The following is a 21247-nucleotide window of genomic DNA, read 5'->3' on the forward strand; positions in this document are numbered from 1 at the left end:
GAGGGCATGCCCGGTCAGTCCGGCATGAGCAGCCAGTCATCTCCCCTGTGGGAGGTGTTCGTGCGGGCCCGCCGTGGCCTGTCACACACCCACGTCGGCAGCCTGCACGCCCCCGACGCCGAGCTGGCCCTGCGCAACGCGCGGGATCTCTACACCCGCCGCCAGGAGGGCGTCTCCATCTGGGTGGTGCCGGCGAGCGCGATCACCGCGTCCAGCCCGGACGAGAAGGACGCCTTCTTCGACCCGGCCGCCGACAAGGTCTACCGCCACCCGACGTTCTACGAGGTCCCCGAAGGGGCTGCCCACCTATGAGTTTCGACTTCACGCTCGCCATCGGCGACGACGCGCTCATCGCCGCGCAGCGCCTCGGTGAGTGGACCTCCCGCGCTCCCGAGATGGAGGAGGACATCGCGCTGGCGAACATCGCCCTCGACCAGCTCGGCGCGGCGCGGCTGCTGCTCACGTACGCGGGCGAGCTGGAGGGCGCCGGCCGGGACGAGGACGCCCTGGCCTACCTGCGCGACGACCGCGAGTTCCGCAACTGCCTGCTGGTCGAGCTGCCGAACGGCGACTTCGGCGTGACCATGGCGAAACTGTTCTTCCTGGCCGCGTACCAGGTGCCGCTCTACACGGCGCTGGCCGGCTGCGCGGACGAGCGGCTGGCGGCGGTCGGGGCGAAGGCGCGCAAGGAGTCGGCGTACCACCTGGACCACGCCGCGCTGTGGGTGAAGCGGCTCGGCGACGGCACCGAGGAGTCGCACCGGCGCATGCAGGACGCGGTCGACCAGGTGTGGCCGTACGTCCACGAGCTGTTCGACCCGTCCCCGGCGGCGCCGGTCGACCCGGCCGGCCTCCGGGCCGACTTCGACGCCACGGTGACAGCGGTGCTGGACGAGGCCACGCTCACCCGCCCGGAGACGGGCTGGACGCCGGGTGGCGGCCGGGACGGCCTGCACACCGAACACCTCTCCTACCTGCTCGCCGAGATGCAGGTGCTGCACCGCGCCCACCCCGGAGCCGACTGGTGAGCGCGAGGCGAGCGGCGGAGCGGAGCCCGGAGTGGCACTGGTGAGTGAGGCGAGGGCGGCCGCGGCGGCGGTGGTGGACCCGGAGATCCGGGTCATCACCATCGACGAGCTGGGCATCCTGCGCGCGGTCGACGAGGAGCCGGACACCGGCCGGGTCGTCGTCACCATCACCCCCACCTACACGGGCTGCCCGGCCATGGACGTGATCCGGGCGGACATCCGCCGGGCGCTGGCCGCCGCCGGGCACCCGGACGCCGAGGTCCGTACCGTCTACCACCCGGCGTGGAGCACCGACTGGATCTCCGACACCGGCCGGGCCAAGCTGGCCGCCGCCGGCATCGCCCCGCCCGCGCCGCGCGGTGAGGGCACGGTGGTGCCGTTGACGCTGGCCGTACGCTGCCCGCGCTGCGGGTCGCCGGAGACCAGCCAGATCAGCCGCTTCGGCTCCACCGCGTGCAAGGCGCTGTGGCGTTGCCGTTCCTGTTCCGAACCCTTCGACCACCTGAAGGCGCTGTGACTGTCACCATCACCCGGCCGGTGCGCCGCCGGCCGGTCTTCCACCCGTTGCCCGTGGCCGCCGTGGACCGGCTCACCGACGACTCGGTGTCGATCACGTTCGCCGTGCCCGAGGAGCTGCGCGAGACGTTCGCGTTCTCCGCCGGGCAGCACCTCACCGTCCGCCGCCCGGCCGAGGGCGACGGCGGGGAGGTGCGGCGGTCGTACTCGATCTGCTCCACCCCGGACGAGCTGGCCCGGCACGGCCGGGTGCGGATCGGGGTGCGTGAGGTCCCGGGCGGGGCGTTCTCCGCCTTCGCCTGCGGCGCGCTGCGGGGCGGCGACACCGTCGAGGTGCTGCCGCCGCTGGGGCACTTCACCTCCGCGTTCACCCCGGACCGGGCCCGCCGGTACGGCGCGGTGGTCGCCGGTTCCGGCATCACCCCGGTGCTCGGGCTGGCCGCGACCGCGCTGGCGACCGAGCCGCGCAGCACGTTCACGCTGGTGTACGGCAACCGCACGGCGAACTCGGTGATGTTCGCCGAGGAGCTGGCCGACCTGAAGGACCGCTATCCGACCCGGCTGCACCTGGTGCACGTGCTGTCCCGGGAGATGGGCGAGTCGGCGTTGCTGTCGGGGCGGATCGACGCCGACCGGCTGACCCGGCTGCTCGACACTCTCGTCCCCGGCGACGAGATCGAGGAGTGGTTCCTCTGCGGCCCGTACGGCATGGTGGTGGACGCCAAGGCGGTGCTGGCGGGCCGCGGCGTGCCGGACGCGGCGGTGCGCACCGAGCTGTTCCACGTCGACGCGCCGCCGGAGCCGGTCCGCCGCGAGGCCGACCGGCCCGGGTCCGGCACCGACGTGACGATCGTGCTGGACGGCCGCTCGTCGAGTTTCACGATGGGCCGGGACGAGCGGGTGCTCGACGCGGCGCTGCGGGTGCGCGGCGAGTTGCCGTACGCCTGCAAGGGCGGCGTCTGCTCGACCTGCCGGGCGAAGGTGACGGCGGGTGAGGTGACGATGGCGCGCAACTACGCGCTGGAGCCGGACGAGGTGGCCGCCGGTTACGTGCTGACCTGCCAGTCCAGCCCGGTCACCGACGAGTTGACCGTCGACTACGACGCGTAGCGGCGTCGCCGGTCAGAACACCACGGGCGGTGCCGTGGCGGCGCGGCCACGGGCCCGGCTGACGTGGCCGCGCCACCCGCCGACCAGCGTGAGCAGGGTCCATCCCGCCGCACCGAGCACGAGCATGGCCCGCTTTCCGTCCGGGTCCACGTCCCGCTCGTCGGCCAGCTCCACCTCGCCCCGAGGGTCGACGACCACCGTCAGCCGCTGGCCGACCCGGTAGCCGGGGGAGCTGCCCCGGTAGACCAACGGCTCGTCGAGCCGGCCGGTGTCGCCCTGAAGGACGAACTCGTGCCGCTTGCCGACGGTCTCCACGTCGGTGATGGTCACCTGCTGGGCGACGCCGCGTTCCCGGAGGACCGACTCCGGCGCGAGCTGCACGGTGCCCACCAGCACGAACAGCGCCGGCAGCACCGACAGGAGGGTCAGCCACCAGCCCCGGTGCAGCAGGCGCAGGCCGACCGCGAAGGCGAGGCAGCCGGCCAGGGCGACGGAGATCGGCACGGCGATCGGCAGTCCCACGGTGAGGTGGCCGACCACCGCGCTGACCGCGATCACGGCGAGGCCGAAGCCGACGAGCACGGCGGTCATGGTGAGGGACCAGAGGGCGGATCGGGCACCGGCCACGCGTACGGGAGCGGGTGAGGGCGATACGACTGACACGCCGAGAGCGTAGACGCGGCCTGCCACGTCCATTTCTTGTCCGAACGGTTCGGACAGCGGTAACCTTCAACTGCCAGGGGCACTAGCCCCGTGGAAGTGGACCCGGCAGCCTTCCGGACGGTGGGTGAGCCGGGTCTCGCGCTGTCTGCGCCTCGTCAGACCTGTCGCGACTCACTGATCATGCGGCGGATGGAGTCCTTCCAGCGCCCGCCTTTGGCCCAGCACCAGGCCAACGCGTCGGGAACGGCCAGCAGACACTCCTCGTGGGCGCGTAGCTGGTCGTACCGCAGCCTTCCGTCCACCCCACACTTCCTGACCTGCTCGAAGAGCAGGCGCTGATCGGCCTGGAAGGTCGAGTCGTCGCGTTCCAGGACGAGGCGGGCAGCCCCGATCTTCGCCGTGTGCTCCACCAGAGAGACGAGGCAGGCTTCGCGAGCGACCCGGGCGTTGCGATGGTCCTTCGCGTCGAAGATGACAGCGTGCGCGGAGAGCGCGAGAAACCCGTCGACGATCTGACGGCGCCGGTCGTCTCTCTCCTTGTGGAAGTGGATGCGGCGTTGGCCGGGCAGGATGAGATCCCGAATCGACCGGCGTGCAGCGTTCAGGTCGGCCGGGTGCATGACCACGGCGGCGACGAGTAGCCCTCGCTCCTTGGTCTCGTCGACGAAGACGTGCGCGGTCATGGGACGAGGCTCTCCTGTCGCTGCTCGGACCCGGTCAGGCGTTGACGATTTCCCTGATGCGGTCGAGCTTCTGCCGGGCGGTCAGGCCGGCGGGGTTCTTGGTGCCGATGACGTCCAGCTCCGCTCGGACGTCACAGTCGTCCGGCTGAAGGATTGCATCGATCACACGTGCTCGGGGGCCGCCGTCCCGGACGTAGATCCAGACCGTCTGCGACTGCCGTGGCTCGGTGTTGAGCGCCGCGTCGAGCCGGTGGGAAGGGAAGAAACCGAGGCCGGTCGCCCTGAGCGTGTCGGCGATCTCGGCCAGGACCCAGCGGCCGAGCTTGCGGTAGCCCAACTCGTCTCGCAACTCGCCGAGGGTTGCTTCCGTTAGTCCTCCGTCCGCTCGGCAACGGGCCGCGATGCCTGGAGCGGTGTCCGTCTCGCTCACGTCCCACCCCAATGCGTCTATGGATGTCGAACAAGATGATGCGAGATGCTCAACATCTTGTCAACGAACCAACGATGTTTTATTTCGATCTTGAGGATATTTTTGGGGAAGTGCGTTCGGCTCACACCGGAGGGCCCAGTACGGCGGCATCCACCGGTCGCGACGTACGCTCGGGGATGTGACGGCGAACCGGGAGATCGACGACATCCTGCAACGCGGCGCGGACGGCGGGCGCATCACGCCCGAGGAGGCGCTGCTGCTCTACACCGACGCGCCCTTCCACGCGCTGGGCGAGGCGGCCGACGCGGTACGGCGGCGCCGCTACCCGGACAACATCGTCACCTACCTCATCGATCGCAACATCAACTACACGAACGTCTGCGTGACGGCGTGCAAGTTCTGCGCGTTCTACCGGGCCCCCAAGCACAAGGAGGGCTGGACCCACCCGACCGAGGAGATCCTGCGCCGCTGCGGTGAGGCGGTCGAGCTGGGTGCCACCCAGGTCATGCTCCAGGGCGGGCACCACCCGGACTACGGCGTCGAGTACTACGAGGAGCTGTTCTCCTCGGTCAAGAAGGCGTACCCGCAGCTCGCCATCCACTCGATCGGCCCGAGCGAGATCCTGCACATGGCGAAGGTCTCCGGCGTGAGCCTGGACGAGGCCATCGCCCGGATCAAGGCCGCCGGCCTGGACTCGATCGCCGGTGCCGGCGCCGAGATGTTGCCGGACCGGCCGCGGAAGGCGATCGCGCCGCTGAAGGAGTCCGGCGCCCGCTGGCTGGAGGTCATGGAGCTGGCGCACCGGCAGGGCCTGGAGTCGACGGCCACCATGATGATGGGCACCGGCGAGACGAACGCCGAGCGCATCGAGCACCTGCGGATGATCCGCGACGTGCAGGACCGCACCGGCGGCTTCCGGGCCTTCATCCCGTGGACGTACCAGCCGGAGAACAACCACCTGAAGGGCCGCACCCAGGCGACGACGCTGGAATACCTGCGGCTGGTCGCGGTGGCCCGCCTGTTCTTCGAGACGGTGCCGCACCTCCAGGCGTCCTGGCTGACCACCGGCAAGGACGTCGGGCAGCTCGCGCTGCACATGGGCGTGGACGATCTCGGCTCGATCATGCTGGAGGAGAACGTCATCTCCTCGGCCGGCGCCCGGCACCGGTCCAACCTGCACGAGCTGATCGGCATGATCCGGTCGGCCGACCGGATCCCGGCCCAGCGGGACACGCTCTACAACCGGCTGGCGGTGCACCACACGCCCGCCGACGACCCGAGCGACGACCGCGTGGTCTCGCACTTCTCGTCGATCGCGCTGCCCGGCGGCGGGGCCGGGAAGTCGCTGCCGCTGGTCGAGGTCAACTGAGCCGGTTCCGCCGTTCGGCCGGTCGGGGTCCGTCATGCGGCCGGAGGTCCGCCCGTTTCCGGTGAAGCTTCGGCCCGGGGTCTTCACCCGCGTGATCACCGGCGGCTAGCCTGCCCGCGCGACACCACCGATCCGGGCCGCGAGCAGGCAGGTAACAGGTCGGCGGCGACCCGGGCGAGCGCGGCCCGGTGAGCCGGCGACGCCATTACGCTTGCGGCGTCGTCGGGGACCGTCGTCCTCCATCGGCCCATGAGGGCCGTTCACATAACGCACCGCGGCAGGGGCGGGATGGGTGACCATCCCGCCCCTGCCGTCTGCCGGTATCGATGGGAATTCCCACCTCCGGGTCCTGGCGTCACGACGCGTCGCTCCGGTACCGTCCGTTCGTTCGGCGTGATCTCGCCTCCCTATCCCCGGGGGAACAATGACCTTCCGCTACCGGTCCACGCTGGCCCGCGCCGGCGTCGTGGCCCTGCTCTCCACCGCCGGTCTCGGCGCGCTCGCCGGCCCGGCACAGGCCGCCGACGAGGCCGACCTCCAGCTCATCCCGCTCAGCTACCACCTCGCCAAGGGCGTCAGCGAGGCGAAGGCCAAGCCGTTCAAGTTCCAGGTGAACAACACAGTCGGGACCGTGGACGCGAAGGACGTCCGGGTCACCGTCGAGACGAACGGCCTCAAGACCGGCAAGGTCGGCGTGCTGGTCCCGGCCGGTTGCGACATCCGGGGGACCGCCTTCTCCTGCCTGCTCGGTGACCTGCCCGCCGGCACCTCCGAGGACTTCGGCATCCCGCTGTTCGCCAAGGGCGGCAAGGGCGCGGCCGGCACGCTCACGGTCTCGATCAGCGCGGGCGAGAGCACCAGGGTGCTGGACGAGATCGAGCACGACATCACCGTCACCGAGCCGGGCTACGACCTCACCACCTGGGTGCAGGACGTGTACGCCGACGTGGTGGTCGACGGCGACGACGCGGGCGAGCCGGGCCTGCGCCCGGTCCGGCCGGGCGGGACCGCGCCGCTGGACTGGGCCGTGTTCAACGACGGCAGCAAGCGTGCCACCGGCATCGCGTACGGGATCGGCCTGCCGGCCGGAGTCACCTTCGCGAAGCTGCCCGAGGGCTGCGTGGAGCAGAACCTGGGCGGTGTCCTCAACGCGTACTGCGAGGACGCGGGCGCGGTCCTCAAGCCGGGCCAGTACTACACCGCCGACGTCCGGGTGACTGTCGGCGCGGACGTGACCGAGAAGCTGCTCCGGCCCGGGATCGTCTGGGCCAAGGGCCTCGACGGTGCCGCCGGTGCGGCCGAGGAGGAGCCGCGCGTCGCCAGCTCGGCGCAGCGGCGGGCGTTCGCCGAGACCGACGACGGTGACAACACCGCGCTGTTCGATGTCTTCGTCGACCAGAGCCCGCCGTCGAGCCCGACCCCGAGCCCGTCGCCGACCGCCCAGCCGACCTCGTCGCCGACCGCCGGGCCGACGCCGACCGGCGGCGCGACGGCGGTGCCGACCCCGACCGCGGGTGGTGGCACGGGTGGCGGCACGGGTGACGGTGGCCTGCCGGTGACCGGTATGCAGATCGGCCTGATCGGCGGGACCGGCGCGGCGGTGCTCGCGGCCGGCGCGGCGCTGATGATGCTGTCCCGCCGCCGCAAGGTGGTCCTGGTCACTCCGGACGAGGAGCGCGCCGGCGACTGACCGGAGCGGCGATGACGGCAGGGCGGGGTGGGCGACCACCCCGCCCTGCCGCGTACCCGGGGGGAGGCGGGCGGCGCGCGGCTGGCAGAGTGGAGGGGTGAGCCGTACCCCGCAGGGCCAGCGCGCCAGCCTGGACAAGCAGCCGCACGAGGTCGCCGCGATGTTCGACGGCGTCGCGGCCCGCTACGACCTGACGAACACAGTGCTCTCCTTCGGGCAGGACCGGTCCTGGCGGCGGGCCACCCGGGCGGCGCTCGGGCTGCGGCCGGGCGAGCGGGTGCTGGACGTGGGCGCGGGCACCGGTGTGTCGACCGAGGAGCTGGCCCACTCCGGGGCGTACGCGGTCGGTGCCGACCTGTCGCTGGGCATGCTGCACGCCGGCAAGCGCACGCGTCCGTCGGTGCCGCTGCTGGCCGGGGACGCGCTGCGGTTGCCGTTCGCCGACGCCAGCTTCGACGCGGTGACCATCTCCTTCGCGCTGCGCAACGTCAACGACACCGACGCGGCGCTGGCCGAGCTGGCCCGGGTGACCCGGCCGGGCGGGCGGCTGGTGGTGTGCGAGTTCAGCACGCCGGTCAACCCGGCGTTCCGCACCGTCTACCTGTCGTACCTGATGCGGTCCTTGCCGGCGGTGGCCCGCGCCGTGTCGAGCAACCCGGACGCCTACGTCTACCTGGCCGAGTCGATCCGGGCCTGGCCGGACCAGGCGGCGCTGGCCGGGCGGATCGCGGCGGCCGGCTGGGGCCGGGTGGCGTGGCGCAACCTGACCGGCGGCGTCGTGGCGCTGCACCGGGCAGTCCGAAACTGACAGTCCGGCCACCGCTGGCCATCCATTTCGTAAATATCCGATTCTGGTCTACTTTGTCCCGTAGGCTCGCCTCCATGACGGGACCGGACCAGGCCGCCACCGACGACGACGCCGCCGAGCTGATCGCGCAGCTCCGCGAGCTGGCCGGCGCGGATCCCGCCGATGTCCGCCAGGTCGTCGCCGAGGTGCTCGCCGCGCTGGACCGGGCCGCCGGTGGCGCGTTGCGCGACCACCTGCCCGACGCGATCCGCCTCGACGCCGGGCTGGGACCGGCCGCGCAGGCCCGTCCGTGACCGCTCTCGACGCTCTTACCGGCGCGTTTCCGCCAAGTTAGGCCCCCCTCAGCGCGTACTGGTGTAACGCCGGTCATAGACTCCATCCGGATCGGCTTGTGAAGCATTTCACGAGCATGCGGGAGGAGGCGCGGATGACCGCGGTGGAGAACGACGCCGACGTCATCGTCGTGGGCGCCGGTCCCGGAGGATCGGCCACGGCGTACCACCTGGCGCGGCACGGCGTACGCGTGCTGCTGCTGGAGAAGACGGAGTTTCCCCGGGAGAAGGTCTGCGGCGACGGGCTCACGCCCCGCGCCGTACGGCAGTTGATCCGGATGGGCGTGGACACCTCGCCCGAGGCCGGCTGGCTGCACAACAAGGGCCTGCGGGTGATCGGCGGCGGGGTACGCCTGGAGCTGGACTGGCCCGACCTGGCCAGCTTCCCCAACTACGGCCTGGTGCGGACCCGGCTCGACTTCGACGACCTGCTCGCCCAGCGGGCGGTCGCCGCCGGGGCGCAGCTGCGCACCAGCGTCAACGTCCTCGGGCCGGTGCTCGGCGCCGACGACCGGGTGATCGGCGTGCAGGCCGAGGTCGGCCCGGACAAGGAACCGGCCACCTTCCACGCGCCGCTCGTGGTCGCCGCCGACGGCGTCTCCGGCCGCTTCCCGCTCGCCCTCGGGCTGACCAAGCGGGAGGACCGCCCGATCGGCGTGGCGGTCCGCCGCTACTACCGCTCGCCCGCCAAGCACGACGACGACTACCTGGAGTCCTGGCTGGAGCTTCGGGCCAAGGGCAGCGACGCGTTGCTGCCCGGCTACGGCTGGATCTTCGGCCTCGGCGACGGCCGGGTGAACGTCGGCCTGGGTGTGCTCAACTCCTCCTCGGCGTTCGGCAAGACGAACTACCGCAAGCTGCTCACCGACTGGCTCGCGAACACCCCCGAGGACTGGGGGATGACCGACGAGTCCAACGCGGAGGGTCCGACCCTCGGCGCCGCGCTGCCGATGGGCTTCAACCGGGTCCCGCACTACACCCGCGGCGTGCTGCTTGTCGGTGACTCCGGCGGCATGGTCAACCCGTTCAACGGCGAGGGCATCGCGTACGCGATGGAGTCGGGCGAGATGGCCGCGGAGGTCCTGGTGCAGGCGCTGGCCCGCCCGGCCGGCGCGGAGCGCGAGCGGGCGCTGATGGCATACCCGCAGGAGCTGAAGGCCCGCTTCGGCGGCTACTACCGGCTCGGCGGCGTCTTCGTGAAGCTCATCGGCCGCCCCGAGATCATGCGGATGGCGACCAAGCACGGCATGCCGCACCCGATGCTCATGCGGTTCGTGCTCAAGCTGCTGGCCAACCTGACCGACCCGCGCGGCGGGGACGCGATGGACCGGGTCATCAACGCGATGACGAAGGTGGCCCCGGCCGTGTAGGAGACCACCGACCACGAGCCGGACAGAGATCGACCCCCCGACGACCGAGGTCTCAGGGACGTGAATAGTGTGATTTTGGCCAACCACCGAGGTCAGGGAAGGACGAGCAGGGGACAACGATGACGCTCTCTCCTTACGCACCCATCATCGGGCTGTTCGCCCTCGCTGCGGCGTTCGCGCTGTTCTCCGTGGCCGCTGCCCGACTCGCCGGCCCGCGGCGTCTGAACAAGGCCAAGCTCGAGGCGTACGAGTGTGGCATCGAGCCGAGCCCGCAGCCGGTCGGCGGCGGCCGGTTCCCGATCAAGTTCTACCTGACGGCGATGCTCTTCATCGTCTTCGACATCGAGATCATCTTCCTCTACCCCTGGGCGGTCTCCTTCGACGCCCTGCCGATCTTCGGCTTCGTGGAGATGGTCCTGTTCATCGTCGCGGTCTTCGTCGCCTACGCCTATGTCTGGCGGCGCGGCGGCCTGGACTGGGACTGAGGAGGTAGCAGATGGGCATCGAGGAGAAACTCCCCTCCGGCGTCCTGCTCACCAGCGTCGAGAAGCTGGTCAACTGGACGCGGAAGACCTCGGTCTGGGGCGCCACGTTCGGTCTGGCCTGCTGCGCCATCGAGATGATGGCGGCGGGCGGCCCGCACTACGACATGGGCCGCTGGGGCATGGAGGTCTTCCGCGCCTCGCCCCGCCAGGCGGACCTGATGATCGTGGCCGGCCGGGTGAGCCAGAAGATGGCCCCGGTCCTGCGCCAGATCTACGACCAGATGGCCGAGCCCCGCTGGGTCATCTCGATGGGCGTCTGCGCCAGCAGCGGCGGCATGTTCAACAACTACGCCATCGTGCAGGGCGTCGACCACGTCGTACCGGTCGACATGTACCTCCCCGGCTGCCCGCCCCGGCCGGAGATGCTCATCGACGCGGTGCTCAAGCTGCGCGAGAAGATCATGCACGAGCCGCTGGGCCCGAACGGCCGCAAGATGCTTGAGGCCCGCCAGGCGCGCGGCGACGTGCCGGTGGTGCCGTACGGCTCGATGCCCTCGTCGTACCGCAGCGACAAGGCCCGCCGTGCCGAGTGGACGAAGGCGGTCCGCGAGGGGCGCGAGGAGCAGCTGCGGATCGAGAACTGGATGAAGGCGCAGAACCACCTTCAGGCGTCGCATAGGGGCCCGAAATGAGCAACGACAAGACCAACGACGGCGGGGTGCCGGTACCCACCACCCCGGTCGGCGCCAGCTCCACCGCACCGGCCGAGTACCCGCCGGCCAGCCCGGCCGGCCGGGGCATGTTCGGCAACCAGGGCACCGGCGACGTCTCCGGCTACGGCGGCCTGGTCCGCCAGCGCAAGCCGATCGAGGAGGCGACCCGGCCGTACGGCAGCTACTTCGACGAGGTGCGGGACGCGCTGGAGGAGGCGTACCCCGACTTCGGCGACGCGATCGAGAAGGTCGTGGTCGACCGGGGTGAGCTGACCCTGCACGTCCGCCCGGAGCGGATCGCCGAGGTCTGCCAGGTGATGCGCGACGACCTCGCGCTGCGCTTCGAGCTGCTCTCCTCGGTGTCCGGTGTGGACTACCTGGGCGCGGAGCGCCGCCTGCACGTGGTCTACCAGCTGACCTCGATGACCTACCGCCGCATGGTCCGGCTGGAGGTGGCGGTCTCCGCCGAGGACCCGCACGTCCCGAGCGTCACCGCCGTCTACCCGACCGCCGACTGGCAGGAGCGGGAGGCGTACGACATGTTCGGCGTCGTCTTCGACGGCCACCCCAACCTGACCCGGATCCTGATGCCGGACGACTGGGAGGGCCACCCGCAGCGCAAGGACTACCCGCTGGGCGGCGTCCCCGTCGAGTACAAGGGTGCGGAGATTCCCCCGCCGGACCGTAGGAGGTCGTACCAATGACCACGTCGAACTACGCGACCGAGCGCGAGACGACCGAGGGCAAGGTCTTCACCGTCACCGGCGGGGACTGGGACGAGGTCGTCTCCGGCACGGACCCGATCAACGACGAGCGGATCGTCGTCAACATGGGTCCGCAGCACCCGTCCACCCACGGCGTGCTCCGGCTGGTCCTGGAGCTGGAGGGCGAGACGGTCCGCGAGGCCCGCTCGGTCGTCGGCTACCTGCACACCGGCATCGAGAAGAACCTGGAGTACCGCAACTGGGTCCAGGGCTCGACGTTCGTGACCCGGATGGACTACCTCTCGCCGCTGTTCAACGAGACGGCGTACGCGCTCGCGGTGGAGAAGCTGCTCGGCATCACCGACGACATCACCGAGCGGGCCACCACCATCCGCGTGCTGATGATGGAGCTCAACCGGGTCTCGTCGCACCTGGTCTGGCTGGCGACCACCGCCATGGAGCTGGGCGCGATCAACATGATGCTGTACGGCTTCCGCGAGCGGGAGTACGTCCTCGACATCTTCGAGACCATCACCGGCCTGCGGATGAACCACGCGTACGTGCGGCCGGGCGGTGTCGCGCAGGACGTGCCGGACGACGCGATCCGCAAGATCCGCGACTTCCTGACGCTGATGCCGAAGCGGCTCAAGGAGTACGAGAACCTGCTCTCCGGCCAGCCGATCTGGCTGGAGCGCACGCAGCAGGTGGCGGTGCTCGACGTGACCGCCTGCATGGCGCTCGGCGTCACCGGCCCGGTGCTGCGCAGCGCCGGCCTCGCCTGGGACCTGCGCAAGACCATGCCGTACTGCGGTTACGAGACGTACGAGTTCGACGTGCCGACCCACACCGACGGTGACGTGTGGGGCCGCTACCTGGTCCGGGTGGCCGAGATCCGCGAGTCGCTGAAGCTGATCGAGCAGGCGCTGGACCGCCTGAAGCCCGGCCCGGTGATGGTCTCCGACAAGAAGATCGCCTGGCCGGCGCAGCTCGCCATCGGCGTGGACGGCATGGGTAACTCGCTGGAGCACGTCGCCAAGATCATGGGTCAGTCGATGGAATCGCTGATCCACCACTTCAAGCTCGTCACCGAGGGCTTCCGGGTTCCGCCGGGCCAGGTGTACGTCGGCATCGAGTCGCCCCGCGGCGAGCTGGGCGTGCACGCGGTGTCCGACGGCGGCACCCGGCCCTACCGGGTGCACTACCGGGAGCCGAGCTTCGTCAACCTCCAGGCCCTCCCGGCGATGGCCGAGGGCGGCCTGATCGCCGACGTGATCGCCGGCGGCGCCTCGCTGGACCCCGTGATGGGTGGTTGTGACCGATGAGCACGTTCACTGAAGAGACCCGGCTCCGGGCGCGGGAGATCATCGCCCGGTACCCGGCGGACCGGTCCCGCTCGGCGCTGCTGCCGCTGCTGCACCTGGTCCAGTCGGAGGAGGGCTACGTCTCCCCGGCCGGTGTCGAGTTCTGCGCGGAGGTGCTCGGGCTCAACAAGGCCCAGGTCGGCGCCGTCGCCACCTTCTACACCATGTACAAGCGCAAGCCCACCGGTGACTACCTGGTCAGCGTCTGCACCAACACCATGTGCGACGTGCTCGGCGGGCAGAAGGTCTACGACACCCTGGCCGAGCACCTCGGCGTCGGGCACGAGGAGACCACCGCCGACGGGAAGATCACCCTGGAGCACGCCGAGTGCCTGGCGGCGTGCGACTACGGCCCGGTCATGACCGTCAACTACGACTTCTTCGACAACGTGGAGCCGCAGGCCGCGCTCGACGTGGTCGAGGAGCTGCGCGCCGGTGGCCGTCCGATGCCCACCCGGGGCGCGCGGCTGTGCACGCTCAAGGAGATGGCCGTCCAGCTCGCCGGTTTCGCCGACGAGCGCGAGGGCGCGGTGGCCGACGGCGGGCCGGGCGAGCCGAGCCTGCGCGGTCTGCGCCTGGCCGAGCAGCACGGCGTCTCGGTGCCGGGCTTCGACCCGAAGACGCCGATCCGCAGCAAGGCCGAGGCCGACCGGGCCGCCGCCGAGGCGAAGGCGAAGGCCGAGAAGCCGGCCCCGGCGCCCGAGCCGGTCAAGTTGGCACCCGCCGGCAACTCGGGCGCGGGTGAGGCGGCCGAGCCGGAGGCGGCCACCGGCAGCACCGCGCCGGACGTGAAGGCCCCGGACGACAAGTCGCCGCAGGTGCGTACCGCCGAGACCCGGCAGCCGGACGCGGGCACCGCGGTGCCGGACGCGCCCGGCACCAAGGTCCCGGTGGACGGCCCGGCCCCGGCGTCGCGCGACGCGCAGGCGGCGGAGGCGGCCGGCGCGGCGGCGAACCCGCCGGCCGGCGACGGCAAGCCCGCCGGCGACGCGGCCGGCGCGCAGGAGCGCAACCTCAAGGAAGCGGAATCCGGTACGGGCGCGGGCGGCGCCGACCCGGCGGACGCGAACGGATCGGGGGTCCGCAAGTGACCACTCCTCGGCCGGAGACGCTGGCCAAGCTCACGCCGGTGCTCACCAAGCGCTGGCTGTCGCCGGACGCCTGGCGGCTCGGCACCTACGAGAAGCTGGACGGCTACGCCGCCCTGCGCAAGGCGCTCAAGGCGCACCCGGACGACCTGATCCAGCTGATCAAGGACTCCGGGCTGCGCGGCCGGGGCGGCGCGGGCTTCCCGACCGGTCTCAAGTGGGGTTTCATCCCGCAGGGCGACGGCAAGCCGCACTACCTGGTGGTGAACGCCGACGAGGGCGAGCCGGGCACCTGCAAGGACCTGCCGCTGATGACCTACGACCCGCACTCGCTGGTCGAGGGCGTCATCATCGCCTCGTACGCGATCCGGGCCAACCGGGCGTACATCTACATCCGTGGTGAGGCGGTCCACGCCGCCCGGCGGCTGCGCAGCGCGGTCGCCGAGGCGTACGCCAAGGGTTACCTCGGCCGGAACGTCCTCGGCTCGGGCTTCGACCTGGACCTGGTGGTGCACTCGGGCGCCGGGGCGTACATCTGCGGTGAGGAGACCGCGCTGCTGGACTCGCTGGAGGGCTTCCGGGGCCAGCCCCGGCTGCGCCCGCCGTTCCCGGCGACCCACGGCCTGTACGCCAGCCCGACGGTGGTCAACAACGTCGGCACCATCGCCAGCGTGCCGTACATCGTGCTCGGTGGCGCGGACTGGTGGAAGACGATGGGCACGGAGAAGTCGTCCGGCCCGATGATCTACTCGCTGTCCGGCCGGATCGCCAACCCGGGCCAGTACGAGTGCTCGATGGGCATCACGCTGCGCGAGCTGATCGAGCTGGCCGGCGGCATGAAGCCCGGGCACAACCTGAAGTTCTGGACCCCGGGTGGCTCGTCGACGCCGCTGCTGACCGCCGAGCACCTGGACGTGCCGCTGGACTTCGAGGGGGTGGCGGGCGCCGGTTCGATCCTGGGCACCACCGCCACGCAGATCTTCTCCGACCAGGACTGCCCGGTGTACGCGACCTACCGGTGGCTGGAGTTCTACCACCACGAGTCGTGCGGCAAGTGCACCCCGTGCCGGGAGGGCAACTACTGGATGGTCCGGGTCTACCGGCGCATCCTGGCCGGCCAGGGCACCCACGAGGACCTGGACACCCTGCTCGACACCTGCGACAACATCCTCGGCCGTTCGTTCTGCGGTCTGGGTGACGGCGCGACCAGCTCGGTCACCTCGTCGCTGAAGTACTTCAAGCAGGACTACCTCGACTACATCGAGGGACGTACCGCTCCGAAGCTCTCCGACAAGCAGCTGGTTGGAGCTCACTGATGACCGACGTAGCCAAGCAGACCGAGACCGTCACGCTGACCATCGACGGCGTCGAGGTCACCGCGCCCAAGGGTGCGCTGCTGATCCGCGTCGCCGAGCAGCTCGGCACCGAGATCCCGCGCTTCTGCGACCACCCGCTGCTGGCCCCGGCCGGCGCCTGCCGGCAGTGCCTGGTGGAGGTGGAGGGCCAGCGCAAGCCGGTCGCCTCCTGCACCCAGACCGTCGCCGACGGCATGGTGGTGCGGACGCAGCTCACCTCCCCGGTCGCCAAGAAGGCCCAGGAGGGGGTGATGGAGCTGCTGCTCCTCAACCACCCCCTGGACTGCCCGATGTGCGACAAGGGCGGCGAGTGCCCGCTGCAGAACCAGGCGATGTCCACCGGCCGGACCGACTCGCGGTTCCACGAGCACAAGCGGGAGTACCCGAAGCCGCTGCCGATCAGCACCCAGGTGCTGCTCGACCGCGAGCGTTGCGTGCTCTGCCAGCGGTGCACCCGGTTCTCCGAGGAGATCGCCGGCGACAAGTTCATCGACCTGATGGGACGCTCCTCGCACGAGGAGATCAACATCTACCGGGACGAGGAGTACGGCGAGGACGGCGACGCCGGTGACGTCCCGTTCAACTCGTACTTCTCCGGCAACACCGTGCAGATCTGCCCGGTGGGCGCGCTGACCGGCGCCCAGTACCGGTTCCGGGCCCGCCCGTTCGACCTGGTCTCCACGCCCAGCGTCTGCGAGCACTGCTCGGCCGGCTGCGCCCAGCGCACCGACTGGCGGCGCGGCAAGGTGCTGCGCCGGCTGGCCGGCGACGACCCGGCGGTGAACGAGGAGTGGAACTGCGACAAGGGCCGCTGGGGCTTCCAGTACACCCGCGCGTTCGACCGGATCAGCACGCCGATGGTGCGCGACGAGAAGACCGGTGAGCTGCGCGAGGCGTCCTGGAGCGAGGCGCTGACCCGGGCCGCCGAGGGGCTGCGCGCGGCCCGCGACGGCGCGACCGGCACGGCGGTACTGACCGGCGGCCGGCTCACCGTCGAGGACGCCTACGCGTACGCGAAGTTCGCCCGTATCGCGCTGCACACCAACGACATCGACTTCCGGGCCCGCCCGGTCTCCCGCGAGGAGGCCGACTTCCTGGCCAGCAGCGTCGCCGGGGTCACCGACGTGACCTACACGGACGTGGAGAACGCGCCCGCGGTGGTGCTCGTCGGCCTGGAGCCGGAGGAGGAGTGCCCGATCCTCTTCCTGCGGCTGCGCAAGGCGTACCTGAAGAAGAAGCTCACCGTGTACGCGATCGCGCCGTTCGCCACCCGGGGCCTGGAGAAGCTCGGGGCGAAGCTGGCCCGCGTGGTGCCCGGCGAGGAGGCCGGCGTGCTGGCCGAGCACGCCACTGTGGCCGAGGCGCTGGGGAAGCCCGGCGCGATCCTGATCGTCGGCGAGCGCCTGGCCGAGGTGCCGGGCGGGCTGTCGGCGGCGGCGGACGTCGCCCGGCGTACCGGTGCCCGGCTGGTCTGGGTGCCGCGGCGCGCGGGTGACCGCGGCGCTGTCGACGCGGGCTGCCTGCCCAACCTGCTCCCCGGCGGCCGTGTGGTCACCGAGCCGGCCGCGCGCGCGGAGCTGGGCGAGGCGTGGGACATCCCGGCCGGGGTGATCCCGAGCCAGGCCGGCCGCGACACCGACGGCATCCTCACCGCCGCCGCGAACGGCCAGATCGGCGCCCTGGTGGTGGCCGGGGTCGACCCGGCCGACCTGGCCGACCCGCGCCTGGCCGAGTCCGCACTGGACGCGGTGCCGTTCCTGGTCAGCCTGGAACTGCGGATGAGCGCGGTGTCCCGCCGGGCCGACGTGGTCCTGCCGGTCGCGCCCGTGGTCGAGAAGGCCGGCAGCTTCCTGGACTGGGAGGGCCGGCTGCGCACGTTCGAGAAGGTGCTGGACACCGGCGCGATGACCGACGCCCGCATCCTCGACGCGCTCGCCGCGCAGCTCGACGTGCGGCTGGGCACCGGCGACGTGCCGAGCATCCGGCGCGAGCTGGGCGCGCTGCCGCGCACCCGGATCGAGCGGCCGTCGGCGCCCTCGGTCGAGCCGGCCGCCGTGCGCGAGCCCGGACCGGGCGAGGCGGTGCTCGCGACCTGGCACCAGTTGATCGACCTGGGCAGCCTCACCGACGGCGACGAGCACCTCGCCGGCACCGCCCGCCCGCCGGTGGTCCGGCTGGGCAAGGGCACCGCCGAGGCGCTGGGCGTGGCCGACGGTGACCCGGTCACGGTGGGCACCGACCGCGGCGCGATCACGCTGCCGGCGGCGATCACCGAGATGCCCGACGGCGTCGTCTGGCTGCCGACCAACTCACCCGGCTCCACCGTGCGGCGCGGCCTCGGCGCGACGTCCGGCGACGTGGTGAGCGTCTCCGCAGGCGGGAACGAAAGGTGGGTGCAGTGAACCCCGTCATCCTCGCGGCGCAGGACCCGACGCTTGCCGACTTCGGCAAGGACCCGTGGTGGCTGGTCCTCGGCAAGATCCTGTTCGCGTTCGTCGTCGCCGTGGCGGCCACGCTGCTCGGCGTCTGGTTCGAGCGCCGGGTCGTGGGCCGCATGGCGGTGCGGCCCGGCCCCAACCAGGCCGGCCCGTTCGGTCTGCTCCAGACGCTCGCCGACGGCGTGAAGCTGGCCTTCAAGGAGGACATCCTCCCGCGCAAGGCCGACAAGGTCGTCTACTTCTTCGCCCCGGTGATCTCGGTGGTCTGCGCGGTCACCGCGCTGTCGGTGATCCCGTTCGGGCCGATGGTGAGCATCTTCGGGCACCGGACGCCGCTGCAGGTCACCGACGTGTCGGTGGCGGTGCTCGTGGTGCTGGCCTTCTCCTCGCTCGCCGTGTACGGCATCGTGCTCGGCGGCTGGGCCAGTGGCTCCACGTACCCGCTGCTCGGCGGCCTGCGCTCGGCGGCCCAGCTGGTCTCGTACGAGGTCACCATGGGCCTGAGCGTGGTCGCGGTCTTCATGACCGCCGGCACCATGTCGACGAGCGGGATCGTCGCCGCGCAGGGCGACGGCACCCGGTTGAGCATCGGCGGCTTCGACCTCGCCGCACCGGGCTGGTACGCGATCCTGCTGCTGCCCAGCTTCATCATGTTCTTCATCGCCATCGTCGGTGAGACGAACCGGGCGCCGTTCGACCTGCCCGAGGCGGAGTCGGAGCTGGTGGCCGGTTTCCAGACCGAGTACAGCTCGCTGAAGTTCGCGCTGTTCATGCTCAGCGAGTACGTCGCGATGGTGACCATGTCGGCGTTCACCGTGACGCTCTTCCTCGGCGGCTGGCACGCGCCGTGGCCGATCACGATCTGGTCGGGCGCCAACGAGGGCTGGTGGCCGATGCTGTGGTTCTTCGGCAAGGTCATCATGCTGGTGTTCGTCTTCGTCTGGCTGCGCGGCACGCTGCCGCGGCTCCGGTACGACCAGTTCATGCGCTTCGGCTGGAAGGTGCTGCTGCCGCTGAACCTGGTCTGGATCATGGTGCTCGCCGGGCTGCGCTCGATCGAGGACTGGCAGACCCGGGACCGGCTGCTCGTCACCGCCGTCGGCGCGGGCGTGCTGCTGCTGATCACGCTCTTCTGGCCGTCGCGGAAGAAGGAGCCGAAGCCGTCGCTCCAGGAGCAGGCGGACACCCGGCCGTACGGCAGCTTCCCGCTGCCGCCGATGGATCTTCAGGTTCCGCCGAGCCCGCGTACCAAGCGCGTGCTCGCCGAGCGGGAGCCGGCCAACGTCGTCGCCGGCCCGGACTCCAGGGAGGTGTGACGTGGGCGCGATCACCGGAACGTTCAAGGGCTTCGGTGTCACCTTCTCGCACATGTTCAAGAAGGTCGTCACCACCGACTACCCGTTCAAGCCGCCGGTCTCGGCGCCGCGCTACCACGGGCGGCACATCCTCAACCGGCACCCGGACGGGCTGGAGAAGTGCATCGGCTGCGAGCTGTGCGCCTGGGCCTGCCCGGCCGACGCGATCTACGTGGAGGGTGGCGACAACACCGAGGAGCAGCGCTTCTCCCCGGGTGAGCGGTACGCCAGCATCTACCAGATCAACTACGCCCGGTGCATCTTCTGCGGGCTCTGCATCGAGGCCTGCCCGACCCGTTCGCTCACCATGAGCAACGAGTACGAGCTGGCCCGGGACAACCGGCAGGACCTGATCTTCACGAAGGAGCAGCTGCTCGCGCCGCTGCTCGAAGGCATGGAGCAGCCGCCGCACCCGATGCGGCTGGGCGACAGCGAGAAGGACTACTACGTCGGCGCGCTCACCAACCCGGGCACCTCGGCCGGCGCCGAGCGCTCGCCGATGGGCCCCGGCCGGTACCAGGTCGAGGAGCACCCGGGCGTGACCTTCCCCGGCGCCGAGCAGGCCGAGCAGCGGTCCGCCGCCGCGGCGGGCAAGGGAGGCAAGGCATGACCTCGGCTACGGTGCTCGCCGCCGCCGGCCAGGTGTCCGGCGGCGAGGAGGTCACCTTCTGGATCCTCGCCCCGCTGGCCCTGCTCGGTGCGGTCGGCATGGTGTGGGCCCGCAACGCGGTCCACTCCGCGCTCTTCCTGGTGCTGACCATGCTCTGCCTGGGCGTGTTCTACGTGCTCCAGGCCGGGCCGTTCATCGGCATGGTGCAGATCATCGTCTACACCGGCGCGATCATGATGCTGTTCCTGTTCGTGCTGATGCTTGTCGGCAGGGACGCGTCCGACTCGCTCATCGAGACGCTGCGCGGCCAGCGGGTCGCCGCCGTGGTCCTCGGACTCGGCTTCGCCGGCCTGGTGGGCACCGGCCTGTACCGCGCGCTCGACGGCGTCCAGGCGGTCGGGCTCGACCAGGCCAACGACGAGGGCAACGTGCAGGGCATCGCCCGGCTGCTGTTCACCAAGTACGTCTTCGCCTTCGAGCTGACCTCGGCGCTGCTGATCACCGCCGCCATCGGCGCGATGGTGCTGGCGCACGTGGAGCGGCGCAAGGCGGACCGGATGGACCAGATCGCCACCATGAAGGCGCGGTTCCGCCCCGGCAACTACCCCGGACCGAAGCCCGGCCCGGGTGTCTACGCCACGTCCTCCTCGGTGGCCACCCCGGCCCGTCTGCCCGACGGCCGGCTGACCGACCGCAGCATCCCGGAGATCCTGCCGGTGCGCGAGCTGACGGCCGAGGAGACCGCACCGAAGGGGACTGACAAATGACCCCGGACTACTACCTCATCCTCGCGGCGGTGCTGTTCACCATCGGCGCCGTGGGCGTGCTGGTCCGGCGCAACGCGATCGTGCTGTTCATGTGCATCGAGCTGATGCTCAACGCGGCCAACCTGACCCTGGTCACGTTCAGCCGGATCAACGGCGACCTGAACGGCCAGATCATGGCGTTCTTCGTGATGGTGGTCGCGGCGGCCGAGGTCGTGGTCGGGCTCGCGATCATCATGGCGATCTTCCGGACCCGGCGCTCGGCCAGCGTCGACGACGCCAACCTGCTGAAGTACTGAGGGGCTCGTGGTGGAACAGATTCTGACGATCGCCCAGTCTGAGCCAGCCGAAGCCGTCACCTTCGCCACGGCGGAC

Annotated in this window: 23 protein-coding genes; 20 read left to right on the forward strand and 3 right to left on the reverse strand. The window is 71.1% G+C overall.

Annotated features, from left to right (window positions below):
* Positions 1-24 precede the first annotated feature (24 nt).
* Genes paaB through paaE form a run of 4 tightly spaced genes read left to right on the forward strand, consistent with a single transcriptional unit; the run spans position 25 to position 2654 of the window.
* Positions 25-312 carry a 1,2-phenylacetyl-CoA epoxidase subunit PaaB gene (paaB, locus tag AB0D28_RS17635; RefSeq protein ID WP_357386949.1) on the forward strand — a complete coding sequence of 96 codons (288 nt, stop codon included), beginning with the start codon at positions 25-27 and terminating at the stop codon, positions 310-312.
* Positions 309-1028 carry a 1,2-phenylacetyl-CoA epoxidase subunit PaaC gene (gene paaC / locus AB0D28_RS17640; protein WP_357386888.1) on the forward strand — a complete coding sequence of 240 codons (720 nt, stop codon included), beginning with the start codon at positions 309-311 and terminating at the stop codon, positions 1026-1028. The genes paaB and paaC overlap by 4 nt, the downstream gene beginning before the upstream one ends.
* Positions 1029-1068: 40 nt before the next feature.
* Positions 1069-1545, forward strand: a complete 477-nt coding sequence (paaD, locus tag AB0D28_RS17645; RefSeq protein ID WP_357386890.1) for a 1,2-phenylacetyl-CoA epoxidase subunit PaaD — start codon at positions 1069-1071, stop codon at positions 1543-1545.
* A complete protein-coding gene (gene paaE / locus AB0D28_RS17650; protein WP_357386892.1) occupies positions 1542-2654 on the forward strand; it encodes a 1,2-phenylacetyl-CoA epoxidase subunit PaaE in 1113 nt (370 codons plus the stop codon). The genes paaD and paaE overlap by 4 nt, the downstream gene beginning before the upstream one ends.
* A gap of 12 nt (positions 2655-2666) precedes the next feature.
* Here paaE and AB0D28_RS17655 read toward each other — a convergent pair whose 3' ends face one another.
* The 3 genes from AB0D28_RS17655 to AB0D28_RS17665 all read right to left on the reverse strand — a co-directional run bounded on the left by AB0D28_RS17655 (position 2667) and on the right by AB0D28_RS17665 (position 4430).
* Complete coding sequence (locus AB0D28_RS17655; RefSeq protein WP_357386894.1) at positions 2667-3317, reverse strand: hypothetical protein; 651 nt, start codon at positions 3315-3317, stop codon at positions 2667-2669.
* Between the two features lie 155 nt (positions 3318-3472).
* Positions 3473-4000, reverse strand: coding sequence for a hypothetical protein (locus AB0D28_RS17660; protein WP_357386896.1), 528 nt, complete (start codon positions 3998-4000; stop codon positions 3473-3475).
* Positions 4001-4034: 34 nt separating this feature from the next.
* The gene (locus tag AB0D28_RS17665) at positions 4035-4430 is read right to left on the reverse strand and encodes a hypothetical protein (protein WP_357386898.1); all 396 of its coding nucleotides are present in this window, start codon (positions 4428-4430) and stop codon (positions 4035-4037) included.
* Between the two features lie 178 nt (positions 4431-4608).
* Between AB0D28_RS17665 and mqnC the strand changes: the two genes are divergently transcribed.
* The 16 genes from mqnC to nuoK all read left to right on the forward strand — a co-directional run bounded on the left by mqnC (position 4609) and on the right by nuoK (position 21171).
* Positions 4609-5799 carry a cyclic dehypoxanthinyl futalosine synthase gene (gene mqnC, locus AB0D28_RS17670; protein WP_030500766.1) on the forward strand — a complete coding sequence of 397 codons (1191 nt, stop codon included), beginning with the start codon at positions 4609-4611 and terminating at the stop codon, positions 5797-5799.
* A 424-nt stretch (positions 5800-6223) separates the two neighbouring features.
* On the forward strand, positions 6224-7489 hold the full coding sequence (locus tag AB0D28_RS17675; RefSeq protein WP_357386900.1) for a cell wall anchor protein: 1266 nt from the start codon (positions 6224-6226) through the stop codon (positions 7487-7489).
* Positions 7490-7586: 97 nt separating this feature from the next.
* Positions 7587-8297, forward strand: a complete 711-nt coding sequence (locus tag AB0D28_RS17680) for a demethylmenaquinone methyltransferase (RefSeq protein ID WP_357386902.1) — start codon at positions 7587-7589, stop codon at positions 8295-8297.
* Between the two features lie 74 nt (positions 8298-8371).
* On the forward strand, positions 8372-8590 hold the full coding sequence (locus AB0D28_RS17685; protein WP_357386904.1) for a hypothetical protein: 219 nt from the start codon (positions 8372-8374) through the stop codon (positions 8588-8590).
* Positions 8591-8724: 134 nt separating this feature from the next.
* Positions 8725-9999, forward strand: a complete 1275-nt coding sequence (locus tag AB0D28_RS17690) for a geranylgeranyl reductase family protein (RefSeq protein ID WP_357386906.1) — start codon at positions 8725-8727, stop codon at positions 9997-9999.
* Between the two features lie 119 nt (positions 10000-10118).
* Positions 10119-10484 carry an NADH-quinone oxidoreductase subunit A gene (locus AB0D28_RS17695; protein WP_013283601.1) on the forward strand — a complete coding sequence of 122 codons (366 nt, stop codon included), beginning with the start codon at positions 10119-10121 and terminating at the stop codon, positions 10482-10484.
* An 11-nt stretch (positions 10485-10495) separates the two neighbouring features.
* Positions 10496-11176 (forward strand): NADH-quinone oxidoreductase subunit B, encoded by a 681-nt coding sequence (locus AB0D28_RS17700; protein WP_013283602.1) that lies wholly within the window; start codon positions 10496-10498, stop codon positions 11174-11176.
* Entirely contained in the window at positions 11173-11901 is a 729-nt protein-coding gene (locus AB0D28_RS17705; RefSeq protein WP_357386909.1) for an NADH-quinone oxidoreductase subunit C, read from the forward strand. Before AB0D28_RS17700 ends, AB0D28_RS17705 begins: the two co-directional genes overlap by 4 nt.
* A complete protein-coding gene (locus tag AB0D28_RS17710) occupies positions 11898-13223 on the forward strand; it encodes an NADH-quinone oxidoreductase subunit D (protein ID WP_357386911.1) in 1326 nt (441 codons plus the stop codon). The genes AB0D28_RS17705 and AB0D28_RS17710 overlap by 4 nt, the downstream gene beginning before the upstream one ends.
* Positions 13220-14353 (forward strand): NADH-quinone oxidoreductase subunit NuoE, encoded by a 1134-nt coding sequence (gene nuoE / locus AB0D28_RS17715; RefSeq protein WP_357386912.1) that lies wholly within the window; start codon positions 13220-13222, stop codon positions 14351-14353. The genes AB0D28_RS17710 and nuoE overlap by 4 nt, the downstream gene beginning before the upstream one ends.
* Positions 14350-15666, forward strand: a complete 1317-nt coding sequence (gene nuoF, locus AB0D28_RS17720; protein ID WP_357386914.1) for an NADH-quinone oxidoreductase subunit NuoF — start codon at positions 14350-14352, stop codon at positions 15664-15666. The genes nuoE and nuoF overlap by 4 nt, the downstream gene beginning before the upstream one ends.
* A complete protein-coding gene (locus tag AB0D28_RS17725) occupies positions 15666-18107 on the forward strand; it encodes an NADH-quinone oxidoreductase subunit G (RefSeq protein ID WP_357386916.1) in 2442 nt (813 codons plus the stop codon). The genes nuoF and AB0D28_RS17725 overlap by 1 nt, the downstream gene beginning before the upstream one ends.
* Positions 18104-19459, forward strand: a complete 1356-nt coding sequence (nuoH, locus tag AB0D28_RS17730; protein ID WP_357386918.1) for an NADH-quinone oxidoreductase subunit NuoH — start codon at positions 18104-18106, stop codon at positions 19457-19459. The genes AB0D28_RS17725 and nuoH overlap by 4 nt, the downstream gene beginning before the upstream one ends.
* 1 nt (position 19460) lies before the next feature.
* Positions 19461-20108, forward strand: a complete 648-nt coding sequence (gene nuoI / locus AB0D28_RS17735; protein ID WP_030500778.1) for an NADH-quinone oxidoreductase subunit NuoI — start codon at positions 19461-19463, stop codon at positions 20106-20108.
* Positions 20105-20875, forward strand: coding sequence for an NADH-quinone oxidoreductase subunit J (locus AB0D28_RS17740; RefSeq protein WP_357386920.1), 771 nt, complete (start codon positions 20105-20107; stop codon positions 20873-20875). The genes nuoI and AB0D28_RS17740 overlap by 4 nt, the downstream gene beginning before the upstream one ends.
* Positions 20872-21171, forward strand: coding sequence for an NADH-quinone oxidoreductase subunit NuoK (nuoK, locus tag AB0D28_RS17745; protein WP_013283611.1), 300 nt, complete (start codon positions 20872-20874; stop codon positions 21169-21171). The genes AB0D28_RS17740 and nuoK overlap by 4 nt, the downstream gene beginning before the upstream one ends.
* Positions 21172-21247 lie beyond the last annotated feature (76 nt).

The organism is Micromonospora sp. NPDC048169, from assembly GCF_040652815.1.
In the GTDB taxonomy this organism is placed as follows: domain Bacteria; phylum Actinomycetota; class Actinomycetes; order Mycobacteriales; family Micromonosporaceae; genus Micromonospora.